This window comes from Butyrivibrio sp. XBB1001 (assembly GCF_000424505.1).
GTDB lineage: Bacteria > Bacillota > Clostridia > Lachnospirales > Lachnospiraceae > Butyrivibrio.
In genome coordinates this window covers 137170-154598 of the sequence record NZ_AUKA01000008.1, presented here as the reverse complement: position 1 = coordinate 154598, position 17429 = coordinate 137170, and the positions used below count along the sequence as shown (strand labels likewise).

The 17429-nt window shown below is 39.3% G+C and carries 19 protein-coding genes; 6 read left to right on the top strand and 13 right to left on the bottom strand.

All coding sequences use genetic code 11. The features are described from left to right. The 12 genes from G631_RS0109255 to G631_RS0109200 all read right to left on the bottom strand — a co-directional run. Positions 1-614: substrate-binding periplasmic protein (locus G631_RS0109255; protein ID WP_026489195.1), on the bottom strand; the 614-nt coding region annotated here is incomplete at its 3' end. Between the two features lie 115 nt (positions 615-729). Beyond that, complete coding sequence (locus tag G631_RS0109250; protein WP_022770729.1) at positions 730-1629, bottom strand: DMT family transporter; 900 nt, start codon at positions 1627-1629, stop codon at positions 730-732. Positions 1630-1683: 54 nt separating this feature from the next. Next, on the bottom strand, positions 1684-2397 hold the full coding sequence (locus G631_RS0109245) for a sce7726 family protein (protein ID WP_026489194.1): 714 nt from the start codon (positions 2395-2397) through the stop codon (positions 1684-1686). A gap of 23 nt (positions 2398-2420) precedes the next feature. Then, entirely contained in the window at positions 2421-3803 is a 1383-nt protein-coding gene (locus tag G631_RS0109240; protein WP_022770727.1) for an ATP-binding protein, read from the bottom strand. Positions 3804-3938: 135 nt separating this feature from the next. Next, positions 3939-4949, bottom strand: coding sequence for a hypothetical protein (locus tag G631_RS0109235; RefSeq protein ID WP_022770726.1), 1011 nt, complete (start codon positions 4947-4949; stop codon positions 3939-3941). Between the two features lie 11 nt (positions 4950-4960). Continuing rightward, positions 4961-5251: a hypothetical protein gene (locus tag G631_RS0109230; RefSeq protein WP_026489193.1), complete on the bottom strand. Its 291-nt coding sequence runs from the start codon at positions 5249-5251 to the stop codon at positions 4961-4963. 44 nt (positions 5252-5295) lie between these two features. Continuing rightward, positions 5296-5985, bottom strand: coding sequence for a YoaK family protein (locus G631_RS0109225; protein WP_026489192.1), 690 nt, complete (start codon positions 5983-5985; stop codon positions 5296-5298). A gap of 14 nt (positions 5986-5999) precedes the next feature. Beyond that, positions 6000-8138, bottom strand: coding sequence for an ATP-dependent helicase (locus G631_RS0109220; protein ID WP_035776553.1), 2139 nt, complete (start codon positions 8136-8138; stop codon positions 6000-6002). Between the two features lie 382 nt (positions 8139-8520). Then, entirely contained in the window at positions 8521-8748 is a 228-nt protein-coding gene (locus tag G631_RS18730; RefSeq protein WP_022770722.1) for a hypothetical protein, read from the bottom strand. 135 nt (positions 8749-8883) lie between these two features. After that, positions 8884-10221: a replication initiation protein gene (locus G631_RS0109210; protein ID WP_022770721.1), complete on the bottom strand. Its 1338-nt coding sequence runs from the start codon at positions 10219-10221 to the stop codon at positions 8884-8886. Between the two features lie 1205 nt (positions 10222-11426). Further along, positions 11427-11834, bottom strand: a complete 408-nt coding sequence (locus G631_RS0109205; protein ID WP_022770720.1) for a hypothetical protein — start codon at positions 11832-11834, stop codon at positions 11427-11429. Then, on the bottom strand, positions 11827-12633 hold the full coding sequence (locus tag G631_RS0109200; protein ID WP_026489190.1) for a ParA family protein: 807 nt from the start codon (positions 12631-12633) through the stop codon (positions 11827-11829). The genes G631_RS0109205 and G631_RS0109200 overlap by 8 nt, the downstream gene beginning before the upstream one ends. Before the next feature lie 637 nt (positions 12634-13270). Here G631_RS0109200 and G631_RS0109195 point away from each other — a divergent pair. Together G631_RS0109195 and G631_RS0109190 are read left to right on the top strand one after the other, a co-directional pair. Beyond that, positions 13271-13534 (top strand): hypothetical protein, encoded by a 264-nt coding sequence (locus G631_RS0109195; RefSeq protein ID WP_022770718.1) that lies wholly within the window; start codon positions 13271-13273, stop codon positions 13532-13534. A 26-nt stretch (positions 13535-13560) separates the two neighbouring features. After that, the gene (locus tag G631_RS0109190) at positions 13561-13875 is read left to right on the top strand and encodes a hypothetical protein (RefSeq protein WP_022770717.1); all 315 of its coding nucleotides are present in this window, start codon (positions 13561-13563) and stop codon (positions 13873-13875) included. A gap of 14 nt (positions 13876-13889) precedes the next feature. Here the strand turns inward: G631_RS0109190 and G631_RS20230 are convergent, their stop codons facing one another. After that, complete coding sequence (locus G631_RS20230) at positions 13890-14213, bottom strand: helix-turn-helix domain-containing protein (protein WP_022770716.1); 324 nt, start codon at positions 14211-14213, stop codon at positions 13890-13892. 266 nt (positions 14214-14479) lie between these two features. Between G631_RS20230 and G631_RS0109180 the strand changes: the two genes are divergently transcribed. Genes G631_RS0109180 through G631_RS0109165 form a run of 4 tightly spaced genes read left to right on the top strand, consistent with a single transcriptional unit; the run spans position 14480 to position 17392 of the window. Beyond that, positions 14480-14689 (top strand): helix-turn-helix domain-containing protein, encoded by a 210-nt coding sequence (locus G631_RS0109180; RefSeq protein WP_022770715.1) that lies wholly within the window; start codon positions 14480-14482, stop codon positions 14687-14689. Between the two features lie 15 nt (positions 14690-14704). Continuing rightward, a complete protein-coding gene (locus G631_RS0109175; protein ID WP_022770714.1) occupies positions 14705-14920 on the top strand; it encodes a hypothetical protein in 216 nt (71 codons plus the stop codon). Continuing rightward, positions 14901-15563 carry a PcfB family protein gene (locus tag G631_RS0109170; protein WP_022770713.1) on the top strand — a complete coding sequence of 221 codons (663 nt, stop codon included), beginning with the start codon at positions 14901-14903 and terminating at the stop codon, positions 15561-15563. Before G631_RS0109175 ends, G631_RS0109170 begins: the two co-directional genes overlap by 20 nt. Then, entirely contained in the window at positions 15563-17392 is a 1830-nt protein-coding gene (locus tag G631_RS0109165; protein ID WP_026489189.1) for a VirD4-like conjugal transfer protein, CD1115 family, read from the top strand. Before G631_RS0109170 ends, G631_RS0109165 begins: the two co-directional genes overlap by 1 nt. The last annotated feature ends 37 nt before the right edge of the window (positions 17393-17429 follow it).

Genomic DNA, 17429 nt, shown 5'->3' with positions numbered 1-17429 from the left:
TTATAGGATGGCTTTTGAAGCACATAGCTCCACGCATATGAGTTATGTAAAAGTGCATCTACCTCTTCATTTCTAAGCGCTTTAATGCAATCAGCCATGGAATTGTAAAGGTTTATCGTTATTCCAGGGTATAACTGCTTTACAGTTTCTGCTACTCCGCCCTGTGATTTTAGCATGCCTACTCTGATGGTATTTATGTCAGAAATAGAGTGCTTATCTGTAGTCACAAGGGTAAATGGGGTCTGGATGAGATTGTCCGATACGATGGTCGCTTGACCAGATGCACTTGAAACAGCACTTCCAAAGGGCATAACAAGATCGTACTCAGTACTATCAAGGGCTTCCTTAAGATTTGATTCACTTATAGCTTTGAATGTGACATTGAAACCAGCCTCTTTGGCAGCGGATTCCATAAGATCAACGCCGATTCCTGCAATCTCGCCGGTGGCTGTATCAAGATAGAACATAGGACATCTATCTACAGGCACACCAATTGTAAATACTGTAGCAGGAGAATCAGACGAAGCAAAAACAGGCGTCAAAAAGACGCCCAGACAGATTACCAGGAAAAGGAGGGCTATGCTGATAGTAGTATAGATCCTTTTTGATTTCATGATACACTCGCCTTATCGTTGTACTTTGCCTTAAATGTTCATATTTAATTCTATCATTATTATGTTAATATTCGATAAAATATGAATAACAAAACGATAAAAGCAATCCTTTATTTTAGCTTTGTTTTTTACCAAACAATGTTATAAGCCACAGCATAGCAAAGATCAACAAAAATCCCAATGCATCAAATACAGTAAACGACGTTCCAAGCACAGTAACGGAAATGATTGCTGCAGTTATTGGCTCTGCGAAGCTATACAAGATTGCCTTTTGTGGGCCTATCTGCTTCACACCACTGATATACAAAGTAAAAGCGCAGATATTTCCTATGACAACAACAAAAGCGATACCAAGTAAGCCCATAAATCCTGGCTTATAATCTATAGTCCATGTTCTGAATAACAGCGCAGTTGCGATGCCTCCCATAAGGAATGACCATCCCTGGGCCACAATGACCGGTATGTCATCTGAAAGCTTTGGTGCAAGAACGTTGTAGACCATAACACAAAACGCACTTCCGACTCCTGCAATAAGCGCCGGCGCTGAGACAGACATGTTATCTATACTTCCATGAGTAGTTAAAAGAAATACTCCAAGCATCGCCAGTATGATTGATATAACCTCAAAAGCCCCCGGCTTTCTTTTCATGGTTATGCAGGTATATCCCAGAATAAAAAGAGGTGCCAGATCCTGTAAAATCGTTCCTATAGCTGCATTTGACAGCTCAATCGTAAGGAAATACAGGAACTGACAGGCCGATACGCCCAGAACGCCATATACGACCATAAGAACCGCCCTGTTTCTGGTCTTCCAGGGATTAAGAGTTGTTTTACCATATTTTATAAAACAGTAAATCAGTATGAGTATTCCCGATACTCCAAGCCTTATCGGCACCAGCCATCTGCTGTCCATCCCCTGAACGTCAAATAAGTACTGCCCCACGGATCCGGACAACCCCCAGCAAGCTGCTCCGATTATTGTAAGAAGAATGCCTTTGATATTTATCTCTTTCATGTTTTCTGCGCTTTCTTCGCAGTTGCACTCTTTATACTAACTGGCGATGCCATCTTATCTTCTCCTGCGTCTTCTCTTGGTCTTTTTAGTAAAGTTATTACTCTTTTCAGCCTGTTCTACCATGAGTTCAAGCTTTTTCTTAGGATCAGTCTCTTTTTCTATAGCCTTCTGAAGCTCTCCCTTGCGGTACTCTGTAAGGGTTTCCGCCACCTTGCTGTAGTCTCTTTCAAAGAGAATATTGCTGATAGTACCGGACAGGGCCTCCATAGTAACAATATCCGGAACAAGAGCGCTGATCTTATCAATTACAAAAGACTTGCTCTTTTCCTTGTACTTTGCCATTCCATACTTTTCCTGAATAAGAGCAAGCTCAGGTCTCCAAAGGATCTTAAGCTTATTCTCAAGCTTCATGTTTGGGTTGGTTTCAGGCTTTCTTAGCATGTAAAAATCAGGTACTCCATCCACCTCTTCAACGGTGATTATGCCCCAATGCACCGGAACATGCTCTTTTATATGGATCCCATGGCTGGAACCAACTACAGCAATGTTGTAATCATAGTACTTGTCGTAGTCCTTTACCTGAGTCACCAACCTTGCATAGGTATCAGCATCGCTCTTTATCTCAATACCAACGAGGCTGTCTTCTGTAACCATCACAAGATCCGCTCTGGAGCGACCCATGGTCTTTTCTTCAATTATCCGGACTTTCCCATATGTATCCTCAAGGAAGTCAAAAAACGGTTCCCGAATATCTTTATCTTTTAGCATTATTCTGCACTCTTCTGGGATGTTCAATACATATCATCAATGCCGATTAGCATGCACGTTCCTGCATTTTCCTTTACGTACTTTGTAAAACCACCAAGAGAAAAAATACATATCACTGGAGCTGACGCAGGTATGTATTTAATTTTGTCCATGAACCATTCAAACTCTTCTTTATCGAACGGGGAATTCTTAAACTTACACTCGCCAACCAACATAATGTTCTTGTCGTTCTTTCCAAGAAGATCGATCTCTATCTGCATCTGCTCCTTGTTCTCATCAAGAACTGATGCCTGATAATCAGTTATCTCTGTCAAAACCGGCAATCCATTAAGTCCGGCATTCAATATAAGATACTCTTTAGCCATCTTTTCAAATACTTTTCCCATGAAATCATGCAGATGTTCCTTAACATTGGAATGATAATATGTTTCTCCTCTGCCTGCATTTATGAGACTGGTTGCCCTGTTAACATATCTAAACCAAAATTCCAGCATGCTATCATTTAGTACATAGTACGGCTTCTTAGACATCCTTTTTTCCAGTATTTCTGCACCAACAAGGACCTTTAATGGATACGTTACATCATCAGAACCGATATAAGTGGCTATTTCTCCATTCTTTGTATGCCCTGTAGCCACCGCCGAAATAATCGAATTATAAAGAGCAGGGCTCTGTTTTTCGCTTGAAACAACCGTCTTAACCTGCTCTTCAGAGAAATAACCTCCTACAGAGTAGAACTGGTCTATAATGTTCTCTTCTAATGACAAACTCGTATCAAATTGTTCTAGATATTTCGCTACACCATTCGTTAGCCCATAGCATATAGCTTTGTCTTCATTCGAAAATCCCTCGAGGAAATCTGCTGTCTCCAGATAATTGAATGGTCTGAGCTTAAGCTCTAAATTGCTTCTGCCATGTAATGGAGCAGACTCTGCAAGTACCTCTTCTTTCATGAAACTGACAAGAGAACCACACAGAATAAAAAACAGATTCCCCGTGTTCCACCTTGTATCTATGGTCTTCTGCAGAACTGACTGAATATATGGACATTGCTTTGCCAGATATGGGTATTCATCTATAAAGAAAACTATTCTCTCCCTTTCAGCCTGTCTGCCGATGAAATCAAATAATTTCTCAAAACTGTTAAAGCTGATATCTCCAAGCATATCCGGTGCTAGCGCCGTAAGGACAGCCTCTGTCATCATTGACAGTAATTCAGACTCTTCTCGCTCGACTGCTGTGAAAGAGATGCTCTTACAGTCATGATCCTGAATAAACTTATTAACCAGTTTCGTTTTGCCTACTCTTCTTCGGCCGTACAAAACCGTCATTACAAAGCCCTTTTGTTTGAATTTTTTATCAAGTATCTTAAGCTCAGCAGATCGACCTCGGAATATATCCTTCATGTTTATCCTCCATCCACCTAAATGCAATTAACCGAAATCAATTTAGCCCAAATCCATTTCGGTTAATTAGAATTATATACAGTTTTTCCCAAAAAGGCAAGATGTCCTGCAGTTTAGTCATTTCTGTATTCATCTTTAATACTTAAAAATCTCTTTTCTTAGTTCCAGATATCTTTCAACCGATATTTCCTCGTCTCCAAAATGGCATACAGCAGCATCCGCAGTAAACTCTACGTAGTCCCAGTATTCAGCTGTAAGCGACGTAGATTCTACGATTGCGCCATTCCCATTGTACTGGTCCATCAAAAAGATCTCTCTGCCGCCATGAGAATTGTCCACGTGACAGATATATGTCTTTCCATCATATTCCGCGTAATACAGCTGCCCAGCAGTTCCTTCTCCCTCAGCGAGCTGATAAACTCCGCCGTCCCTTGCATCCAGGTATTTGCCGCCATAGGGTCCGTTTAGAATAAGCTCATTAACTCCGTCGTTATCAAGGTCTACTCTCTCGCCAACAGAATAACTGTCCCACTCCTCAGGGTCTTGTGGCAGATCAGGTATCCAGAAAGAAATATCAGTCCCGTCCTCGTAGACTGCATTGACAATAATTTCCCCGTTTATAGCCTGCTTAAACAGAGCATCTGCTTCTTCAGGTGTGGCAGATCCTGTTGAAGACTCAATGCCTGATACCTTGTCCGCTTTATCGTAGGAACTGCCATATGAGTAGTCACTCCACTCACTATATTCCCTGTTTTCACCGTCTCCCCGGTAAGCTCTTACCTTAATCCTGAAATCAAAGTCATCCTGCGCTCCGGTAACATAAGAGGTATCAGTGATAACAGATGTGCTATCCTCGGTCACTTCTCGATACTCATCTTCTTCACAAAACTTATTCTCTTCGAGGACTTCGTAGCCATCTGCACCATCAACAGGATTCCACTCAAATACAACGTTTATGGCATCTTCTCCCGGCTCCATCACTCCGTCCTTTACTACCGGCGCCTGAAGGCTCTCTTTTACTGAATCCTCCGCAGTGGCAGTCTCTATTGCTGTTTCTTTACCCGACACATCTGCAGGCTTGCTGCCACAACCTGCAGACAATACTGTAATAGCACCTATCAGCGCAATAATCTCAACTTTTTTCATACAATCTCCTCTCAAACCCTGTTATTCCAATATTTTAATGATTCATCTATGCTAAGATAATAATACTGCGAGTGATTTCCAAAGCATTTAGATGTGCCACACTTCACACGATAAGTCTTCATTTCCCATAAGATACTGGGGTCTTCTTCTGTTCCTCTATTCTCCCTGGCTTCAGCTCCCTCTGGTAATTCATCCAGGCTGCTACAAAAGCCATATTTTGCATAACTCTGCGCCAGCCACGGTTTCTCACCGCAGAATGGGCATGGTTTTAAGCGATCATCCTCTATCCTGGTTACGTTCATTATGGTCTCCTCTCCGTTAAACATGTACCTAGACTGCAGCAATATCAGTCTTTATCAAGATCCATAAGAAACGAGCAGATGATTAACAACACACAAGATACGAGGATTGTCTTTTCCATGTATAGCTCTGATAGATTGCCGCCAAATCCGGCTCCTATTGCAAAAGTCACTATCACTGCAAAATAGTCTCCTGCTTTTCTGATATCCTTAACATCCTTGGTCTTAAGATACTTGGAAAAAGACACCACTCCGCTCCTTATGTTTCCGATGCACATGGTGCTGGCATACACATTTCCATGCACTTTCTTAAAGGACTGCACCTGCAGCGCGCAGGAAAAAGAGATGAGACAGTTACAGAGCATATTCAGGTTTTGCGGAAGAAATGCCGCAATCAACATTATCAACGCTTCTACAGCTACTATCCCCTGTCTCCAGTGTATCTTTTTCGCATTCCGATAATAAAAGCCTACGTTATCAGAGATAAATATACCTGCCATGAAGGAAAACAGCGGAAACAGGTACATCAGTCCTCTTTGCCACAGTCCCTGCATGAGATAAGTGCTCATAAGCACTACATTTCCGGTCTGAGCATTGGCAAATACATTATCCCTCACCATGTAGGTGTATGCGTCCTGAAAACCGCCGCTAAATGCCAGGATAAGATTCAGAAAAAGAGCTTCTGACATCTGCTCCTGCTTTGTAAAGATCTTTCTTATCCGTTTTCTTACTGTCACCTTACCATCGCCTCTCACTCTATTACCTTCATCCCTGTCGTAAAAGCAAAGGGATACATGAATATCCTCTCATTCCCAGAATCAAACTCCACGGTAAACTTCATAGGAATCTCATCGTCATCCCAAACAACATCAGTAATGGTGCCTTCTCCGTACCTGGGAGATGATATACGCTCACCTATAATAAGACTATCCGGGACATTATCCTTACTTGTAACCGCGGGCCTTTTCTTTAAAAGAGGAGTCGGCTTACGAAGTACATTCTCCTTCTTCCGTTTTACCTTCTCTTTCTTTATGGGCTTTTGCTCAGGATTTATCTCTGAGACAAATATGGAAGCCTCATCGCCGTACTTGAATATGCAGAGCTTATCCTTTGCCCTGGTAATTCCAACGTAAAAGATCCTTCGCTCCTCCTCATAATCACGCTTTTCCTTTGGGGAAGCCGACTTAAAGCCAATGATCTTACTTGGGAATACACCATTTATTACGTCCATCAGGTACACAGTGTCATACTCAAGGCCCTTGCTGGAATGTATGGTAGAAAGTATCAGCTTGCTTTTGTAATTGACCTCACCATCAGTAAGGATCTGGCGCAGTTCTTCAAGCCTTTCAAGAAATCCTTCTATCGTAGGCTCATTCTTAGATATCATCTTCAGGATAAAGAGCTTGTTGTCATCAATATTGTTATCCCGAAGGTAATCCCCATAGCCCATAAACCTGTCCATCCTGTTTATGGCTTTGTAGGTAGATTCTGAAGCCATATTTCTAAAATGCGTCCTAAGGGCCCTTACGTTGCCTAAAACATGTTTATTTATATCTACATACTCTGCAGCATCCAGAATCCCTATATGCCTATCATCCGCTATCCTGCACATGGCTTCAGCGTCAGGTTTACGAAGGAAGGTCTGGAACTTGAAGTATATCCTCATAAACAGCTCGGGATCTGAAGGGTTAAGGCAGAACTTCAGGATATTTACAGCATCTACCACTACTCTGTGTGTAAAGAAAGCCATGTCTGCATTCTTTATCCTGTAAGGAACATTTTCCCTAAGTAGCAGATCTACAAGCGGCAAAATGCTCTCATTATCCCTATAAAGTACTGCTGTCTGGGTCTTTACGTCTTTTGCCATCTCCAGCAGGTACTTATACTGAGATTCCCTGGTACTTAAGGATATAAAGCTGATGTCGCTCTCTGCCTCCCTTGTAGCGCACATATGCTTTTCATGACGGCTGAAGTTCTTTTGAATGAATCTGTCTGCCGTTTCTACAATCTTGGCATTGGACCTGTAGTTCTTGTCCATGATAAGGACTTTGGCTCCACGATGCTCCTTCTCGAAATGAAGAAGCGCATCAGGATATGCTGCTCTGAATCCATATATACTCTGGTCCTCATCCCCTACCATAAACAGATTGCCCTTTTCACCTGACAAAAGAGCTATTATCATATGCTGAACCTTTGAAGTGTCCTGGGCTTCATCCACACAGATATAGCGATACTTATCCCTGTAGAACTCTAATAAATCTTTTGAACCTTTAAGCATCCTGTAGGCATAGATCATCTGATCATCATAGTCCATAAGACTTCTGGCCTTGAGCTCACGATTGTAGCTCTCGTAGATATCCAGAAGCTCTATTCCTTCATTTTCACCCAGCTCTTTAATCTCTTTAGGCTCGAGCATCATGTTCTTGCAGTAGGTGATAAGCGTCCGTACTGCCTTTATATCGCTCTCTGTGGGGTACTCCTTCATGATCTTCACAAAGATGTCAGTAAGGAGCTTACCGGAGATCTTTTCGTCAGTGATAAGCTCAAATGAAGTCTTGCCGATAAGTCTTCCATAGTGAGCTATGATCTTGGCACATATTCCATTTATGGTCCTGAACTCAAGCCTGTCAGAGATATCCTCTCCAAAAAGAGCTGTAAAACGTTCTGCCATATCCCTCGTAGCTGCCACTGTATAGGTAAGAGTTAGGATATTTGAAGGATCAATCCCCTTAACATAGAGCATGTATCCAAGTCGATTGACCAGAACCGTGGTCTTACCGCTCCCTGGAACAGCAAGAAGAAGCACCGGTCCTTCCGTGGCCCTGACAGCTTCCAGCTGCTGAGTATTTAGTTTGCTTCCATATTTGGCTATAAATTCCTGATCTGTCATTATGATTCCTTATTCGATACAAGGTTTAAATATCATTCCCTTTTTAGTCACCTTTAAAATACATTCCATGTACAAAAACACCTCAAAAACGCCTTTGATTTCAAGTTTTAACTTGTTATAGCGCGATTTAATATTTGGTTTAATGCCTTATTATAAAAGGGTTGTTACTGTAGCATTTATAGATATCATGTGTTATCCATGGCGTTTCTCTAATCGTTCTTCAGATAGAGCAGGTAAACGGTCATCTCTTCCTTTTTAGTCAACTTTTCCCCGGCCATCAACTGCTATATTATACCCTTTGTTTGGCTGTAAAAAAATAGCAGACCAGAATGATCTGATCTGCCTTCTTTCACACATTTATATCAACACTAGCCTCAATACTTTAGCTGGCTTCCTCGTTCAAATCCCTGCCACAAAAAGGGCAATAATTGATTTTGATTAAGTCTCCAGCTCCCTCACCATTCGAATTGCCGATGTCTACTCTTACCGCGCTGTTGTCACTATCAACTCTCATGTCAAGGAATAGTCCCCCTAGAATGCCTGCATCTATCTTCTTGTTATAGATGCATTCTTCAAGCTTTTCACTTCCAGGAACACAATAATTACACATTGCACACTCCTCCCTTCGACGCAAGCTATCTCGCATTATAGCAAATCGTTAATAAATTATCAACACGTTAAAATTAGTCCTTTTTATCAAAAAATAGACGTTCTAATAGGGTTTCTATTAGAACGTCTTATAGTCTTAAAAGTTCAGTGGTCTGCCGAATTTCCAGTCTGAATAGAACTTTATTACCTCATCAAGAGAATAGATTGAAACAAGCTGCTCTATAGTCAGTCCGTTCTCGACAATCATTGCCTCAAACTCCTGGAAGTCATCATTTTTCTGAATTCTTTCCCAGGCAGCCTTCTGAATATCTCCTGTCCTCTTGCCTTCTTTATACGCTTCCTTAAATTTGACGAATCCTGCGCCTTTTTCTGCATCTCCATTAATTGTAAATGTTTGCGTGTAGCCTTCTTCGATAGCTCTAATAAGAAATCCCATGTAGTTATATACATGTGGCTGCTCATCAGCATAATCGATCGCAGCTATAACTTTCTTGCTGTCGAAATCAGCTTTTACAAGAAGCAGATCAATATCTTCCTTGGTCAACTCGTTATGACCTATAAATTCATCATATAGCGGCGCAAACTGTTCCAGATCGTAAGGGATTTCAAGCTGTCTGTTAAGCTGTTCCCTCTCTATAACCTTGGACTTGGAAATAACAGAAATTGACGGCTTATTAGGATAGATATGGAAAAGAATCTCTGCTGTTTTCTTGCCATTCTTCAGGCCTTCATACTCAAACCTTATATCGCTCTTTTCTTTGAGTTCCTTCTGAGCAGGTCTAAGGACATTTCTCTGAACCTCGTACCAGGGATCATATTTCTTGCTGTCTTTGGGGAGTTTCGCATAAACAGCATCCCAATCAATATTCTGCCCTTGTCTGGCCATAACCTTAGCAACTATCGGATCATCACCATTTGCAAGGCCAATCATGAATCTGAACTCTGACAGATTGTACTGTACATCTACTCTTCCGTCATTAACATCGGGCTTACTCTTGTAAAGATCCTTCTTTAGTAGCTCATATATACGGAATGAAGAGTTCCTTTCAAAATCAGTCATTACTGACAATTCCAACGTTGTATAGTTCTTCTCCAGTCCTAAGATATGCTCTTTAAGCTCACTGTTAAAGATAATACTAAAGACTCCATCCTTATAGATAGCATTAGGAACTACAGAAAAAGCCTTGAAGTTTCCCTTTCCATCCTCAAGAAACATCGTATGTCCGGTTATTGTCTTCGCAAGATCCTTAAGATCTCTATATATATGTCTGTCATCACTTACTAGTTTTTTGAGTTCTCTCGGATACAGCCGGGCTACTAAAGGATGCTCTTTATCATTCTCATTCACTTCTATTCTGGTTAAAGCAATGGCCATAACCTGGTTTTCAAGAAGTGTCGCCTTATACTTGGCTGAAATCATGTCATTTGATTTTACCAAGCTCAAATTATAAAGCGGCTCATTTGCCTTACTCATCTAATTCCCCCACCAATTACTACGTTCATTAAACCATTTTCTACGTATTTACCCTTGATTTTAGAATAAACCAAGCTCTACGCCGATGTCAACAAAAAGCGTAGCGTTTGGTTTATATTTTACAACCATTTACTACGCTTTTAAAGAATAATCAGTAGTGATTGGATTGATTCTAACCACCAAACTCTACGTAGTTTGTATTCCGGCCTTCTATGCAAAAAACGTAGCTTTTGGTGTATCTTTCAATCCAAAAACTACGTTTATATATCCTTCTTTCTATTTATCTGGAGTATTTGCCACAAAAAACATGCACCATTTTTTACGCTTTTACTTCTAACGAAGATCATCTAAGCCCATCTACGTAATTTTTGGTGTATACATACTTCTGTCTAATAATGCTTCAATCGTGTACTATATCTGGCATCAACGTGATTTTTAATATATTGACCGATATAGTCGATATTCTATTATATTAATCCATTTTCTACGTAGATAGTTCTTATCTGGTTCTGAACACGTAAAAATTGGTACACTCATATTTCCTATACACCAATTTTTACGTAGATTTCTACATAACGCATAAATACTGGATATTCTTCAGTCTAGATTTTGCCCAAAAGTATCCTGAGACACTGTTTTCGAGTCTAAAAACGTAATTTTTGGTGTGCTGATTATACATCCAATTTCTACGTAGATATTTCTCATTAAATATAAGCCCAAATATAGGCTCCTTATGATTCTTAACCGATTTGGTCAATGATTTATACACCAAAAATTACGTTAAAAACACCTATTTTGATCTAAATGCGTAGTTTTTGGTGTATATTCCGAGTTATCCACAACCAATTATTACGTACTTTCGGAATAAGCCTTTCTACTGCCCTTTCCAGGTCATCATTTGTATCCAGACTTTACGTATTTACCTACATTTACGTTATTTATGGGTACAAAAAGCGGTAAGATTGGTGTATGTTTTTTCTGACAATCACCATTCTTACCGCCAATATAATCCATTTTCTACGTTACATGTAACCAACAGCTACGCTCTATTAATCCATTTCTTACTTTCCAAATCGCTACAATTGGCTTAAATACTGAGCTTTCGCAATCCCTAAACAAACAAATTAATTTTTCTCTGTTGTTGTTTATTAATATATATTTATATAAGCAATCTAAAAACGTAATTATTGGTTGTGGATAAATCCTTAATTAAACAGTACCTGCTTTAAAATGAATTCCAGATACTCAGAAGCATTTGACTGACTCTTTTTTGACATTTCTACAAGCTTTTCATAAGTTTCATCGCTAAGATAGAAACATCTTGTTCTCTTAGTGCGTTCTTTCTTCTCCAGATCCATTGTAAGCTTTAATCCCATTCCTGACAATGCTGGTGTTTCTACAGGATTAGCTTCCTGCTCAACTTTTGGTTCTGTCTTCTTTTCAGGAATCTTCTCTTCTACCTTTTCAGCTTTAGGTGATGGAGCTTTCTTCTCTGCTTCCTCTACAATTTCAGCTTTCTTTGGAGTCTCTTTTGCAGGCTGTTTCTTGATATTTACTGGTTTTGTGTTACCAAACATTCCAAGTGCATCGTTTTTCTGTGTGTGCTTAGCCATTGATTACCTCCAATACTTCTTTTGTGAAATTAACATAGTCTACAGCTGCGTTACTTGCTTTAAAGTTTTCAAAAAGTGATCTGTTTGCCACTATAAGGTTGCCGTCTTCATCAACGGAATCTCTGATTGCCTGGGCTTTCTTAACATCCTGGCTGATACGGATCTGTGTATCGAATGCTTTAAATCCTCTTGCTTCGCCCACTTCCGGAAGAGCTTCTTTTATTCCTACATCCAGACCATTTCTTGCGTCATATGAAGTCATCAGGACACCATAGATTTTGAGGTTTTCATTTAAAAGATCAATTACTTCGTTTATTGTCTCAATAAGAAGTCCAAGACCATCTATAGCATATTGCTCTGCTTTTATAGGAATAATGCAGCCATCAGCGGCTGTAAGAGCATTTATCATATAGATTCCAAGGTTTGGCGGTGTATCCATGATGATGAAATCGTAATCATCTTCCAGTTCTTTTAACTGGCTCTTAAGAATCCTCTCTCTGGCTTTTTGTGAATTAAAGTAGTTCTCTTCTGTTGCCAGAAGGCCATCTCCTGCGATTATGTCTCCTAAAGGAGTTGTCTGAATAGCTTCTTTTGCAGTACAGTCCTTCTTCAACAGATCTACTATGGTGTTCTCATCTTCTATTACAGCTCCATAGGTGCTGGTTGAGTTATGCTGTGGGTCAAGATCTATGAACAGTACCTTATAGTTGAAGTGTCTTAATGCATCTGCAAGGTTTACTGCTGTTGTGGTTTTACCTACTCCGCCCTTTTGATTTGCTACTGCTATCTTTATTGCCATTTAATCCTCCTGCACTAATAGATAATCTAATAGAATATCTATTGCAATATATAATTGGATGCCTAATGCAAAATACATTACAAATATATATTGTATTGTGTAATATAATAAATTCTCAAATCTAATATATAATAGAATAACACATTATAATATAAAATACAAATAGTAATTCAAATATAAAATGCAATACATATTGTAAATAGAAATATAAAATGTATAAGATAATATATTGTAGGATATAATATAAAATAGATTAGATAATATAATAGATATATTAATATACAGAAATATTAGATAATAAATTAGAATACATATTAGAATAACTAATATATTATAATATTAGACATGCTAATAGAAACTATAATAGGATTTTATTACAAATATCTAATAGAAGTCTATTAGATATCTATTAGCAAGTCTATTAGAGACATGTAATTTGAATAGAGGATAAATAATCTAAACAATTATTCTATTAGAAAATCTAATAGAGATACATTGGATTGACAGAAGAGAATAAACGCAATATATTAAAAATGCATTTTAAATTATATTTTATAAGTTTAAAGGTATAAAAACAGTATTAAAGCACACTTTCATATAATTTTAATTCATCTATTCCAGAATGAGAGGTGCGAATATGCAATTTGATGCGAAAGAAGACTTTAAACAGAATCTACATAAGGTCAAAAAGAATTGCCATTTTGACCGTAGGTACATAGTAGAGCTTAAGGCTGAAATATTCATAGCTGCAGCCATGAGTATCAAGAGAAGAACAATTCTTAAGGTGATTGATGAGATAGGGTTCGACGAACCTGTTAGATCAGTTCTGGTGAACTATGTAGGAGAAGTAGAAGAGTGTAAAGAAGATAACAGGTTGTTAGAGATGGCCCAGGGAAACTGAATGATAAGTATTGTGACGGAGGGAATATGAAGGCATTAAAGATAATACTTTTGATTCTGTATTTACCAATCTACATAATCATAAAATTCCTGGATATGGTCGGGGAATTCTGGATTTTATTCTTCGGTTATATAATTGGAGGAGCGATGGCCCTTATCACGATTCTAGGGTTTGTATTTTGGTTTGCTCAAGTAGGAACATTTAAGGTTGCACTGATATCCATGGGAATCTCATCGGTTATATTTGTCCTCTATAAACTACTTGTTATGCTATTTGTCTATTTGGTAGAAGTAAACGAAGACATAATACAATTTCTGACAAAAGATATTGCGCCAGTGTGAGCTGGCGCATCTTTTTATTTCTCTTCAGAATCTTTAGACTCTGTACCGTAAGTGAAGAGCGCAAAGTCCAGACATTGTCTTAAAAATTGTTTGCCCTCTTCTGAAAGAGTAGCCATCTTGGTTGTAAATTCATCTGATTCATAACCTATAAGCTGCGGAACAGTAACATTCAAAGCTTTCGCAAAGCCCTGTATCTTTGAGTAGGGAAGATCAACAGTACCTTGCTCTATGTGGGCAATCATGGTGTTGGCTGAATAGCCAACTTTCTGTGCCAGATCCGCCTGTCTGAGGCCCTGTTCACGTCTAAGTCTAGCAATATTCTCGTAAAGAACGTCCATAATAATATCTCCAAAATATGAATTAAAATTATATATAAGCAATGAGAATTATAGCACAAAAAAGAAACAAAAACGATTAAGTTTGTTTAATTTGCGCGATTTTAGAGAACTTTTAGAAAATTGAATATAAACATTATATATTGCGTTGAAACTTATACAGTATAACTTTTGTTAATATTTTTGTTGACAAATCAAAACAAAGGAAATATATTATTGACTCGGAAAGATGAATGTAAATTATATGATATAAGTTTGGTTGGTATATAATGCTAGATTATGAAAAGCTTCATGAAGCTATCAGGAATTCCGGTATCAAATTCGGAGAGATAGCAAATGCCTGTGGAATGAGCAGGCACAGCCTATACAAAAAAGTGAACGGAGAACGGGCATTTAAGTTTGCAGAGTATGAACTGCTATGCAGATGCCTTGGAGTAGAAATAGGGGAATTTGTAATAAACGAGTCGGATTTAACGTGAGAGTGGGGGTAAGAGATGAGCGTTGGAGATCAGATCTGGAGAAATGAACTAATCAACAAAATTGAGTCTGAAATAATGTATCGGCTTCTGGAAAAGAAAGAATCCATAGAAGAGATAAGAACAAGGATCAAATCGCTTAATCTGGCTAATGAACAAAGAAAGCATATTTTATCGTTCATAGAAGACCTGGAAAAGTGGAGGCGTGCTAGAAATGACAGAGGAAGATGCTAAAAGGGTTAGCGCTATAGGCGCAAAAACAACAATTCATGTCGCAGTTAAATTAGGTAAAAAGGGGCTTAAGATTGGCGGTAAAGCAGCAGCTTTTTTGATAGGGCAGGCCTATAACAAGTTTCACAACCGTACAAGAGTTTATGAGGGTCCAAAAGCGCTCAAGAAGTTTTTGAAGTTCGATAAAAATCACTCCGGACCTATAGGAAAGCTGGATGTAAATCAGACAGATTTCAAAGAGTTCTCACGTACCTGCAAAAAGAACGGTGTGGACTTTGCCATAGTTAAGGATTCAGTAGATCCGAACACAATGCATTTCTTTTTCTCTGGGAAAAATGCAGAGGTAATGAGCCATCTGTTTGAGGATTATGTGAAGGACAAATATCAGCAGGATGTGAAGAATGAGCTGCTTGGTAACCAGACAGAAAAGGAAACAGAGAGAAATGCTGAGCGTGAAGCAGAAAAGGATGTAACTGCAGGCGAAAAGAAGCCGGCAAAAGCAACAGAAGCTAAGACAAAAGAAGCCTTAGGTATAAAAGAGCGATTAAAGCTCTATGAAGAACATGCAAATACAGTAAACAAAGAAATCAACTCGCATATCGACATAGATGTTAAGGAGTTGGAGCCAATGGAGCGTACCAAGTAATGGACAAGAGCAAGTTATATAAACTGATCCCTTATGCAGCTGCATTCTACTTTATGGATAAGTTTGGCTACATCTATCGGGTTGCAGAAGGAAACAACGCTTCGGACAAGATAACAAATATTGACTACGGCAATTTGTTCGGCTGGCCAATATTGTCCTTTAACCTCTGGGATCTGTTATGGGGCCTCGTGGGATGTGCATTCTTGTTCCTATATATCTGGTACAAGGATTCGACCAGAAAGAAGATGAGACCAGGCGAAGAATATGGAAATGCAAGGATCGGAACAGCTGCAGATATAAAGCCATTCGTAAATCCAAAGTTTAGAGAGAACTGTATCCTTTCAAAAACAGAGTTCCTGACGATGGAAGAAAAGGTTAAGCCCTGGTATATGGGCAGAAATAAGAATGCTATATTCTACGGAGGCTCTGGTGCTGGTAAGACATTTAGTATGTTGCTACCCAATCTCTTACAGTTCCATTCAAGCTACGTGGTAGTTGATCCCAAAGGAACGCTGCTTGATAGCTGCGGGAGCCTCATTACAAAGATGGGATATAAGATAAAGGTCTTTAACACAATAGATTTTGATAAATCTATGGGTTATAACCCGTTCGCTTATATAAAAAAAGAGACTGATATCCAGAAAATGGTATCAACACTCATGGAAAATACTAAAGAGCCTGATGAAAAGGGACAGGACCCTTTCTGGCCCAAGGCAGAGAAACTTCTCTATAACGCAATCATAGGATATATCTGCGAAAGAGAAGTCACTGATGCCAGAAACATGATCACAATGTTGGACCTTATAGCCAAGATCAAGGTAACAGATCCGGTACCTGTCAAGAAAACAAGGATCAACGATAAGGGTGAGGAAGAAGAATATACCTCAATGGAAGCTGAAAAATGCGCTGTAGACATCCTGTTCGAGGAACATGAAGAGGAAAATGGTGAAACCTATTCCGTGAGGCAATATAAGAAGTTCCTTATAGGTGCTGGCAAGACCAAAAGGAGCATTCTGGCTTCTGTAGGAGCAAGATTATCACCCTTTGATATAGATACTGTTAGGGAAAAGATGGAATTTGATGAGCTTGAGCTGGATAAGATCGGTGATGAGAAGACCATTGTGTTTTTCATCATAGATGACTCAGATACCACATTTAACTTCCTTGTATCGATGGCGCTATCACAGATGTTTAATACGCTGAAAACTAAGGCGGATCTTAGTGGAGGACATCTCAAGTACCATGTCAGAGTCTTGTGGGATGAGACCTATAACACAGGGCAGGTCCCAAAGCTTGAGCATCTTATATCACAGCTTCGTTCAAGAGGAATTTCCATGTGGATGTTCTTCCAGGCAAAGAATCAGCTTATAGACCTTTATGGAGATAAAAAGGCGGAGAACATTGAAGCCTCTTGTGACGTTAAGGGATTCCTTGGAGGTAATGAGTTTACTTCCTGGAAAGACTGGTCAGATCTTTTGGGCCAGGAGACTATAGATGTTTTGGGGCAATCTGATACCTACGGCCAGACGCGAAGCAGCGGTAACAGCTATAGGAAGGCTGGGAAAAAGCTTATGAGTGTTGAAGATATAGGTAACATTCCGGGAAACAAGCTGCTCGTAAAGCTCAGGGGAGTACCGCCGTTTTATTCGGATAAATATGACACTTCCAAGCATCCGCTCTATAAATTCACAGCGGATGCTGATGATAAGAACAGCTTTAATCTCGAGGATTATCTTGAAAATTACAGAATGGGCTTTTTGTGCGAAGACACTGAGTATGAAACAACAGTCATAGACCTTTCTGATGAAAGTGAAAGTAAAGCAGGATAAATACAGCCACAGGCTTTATTTATAAAAAACACTGAAA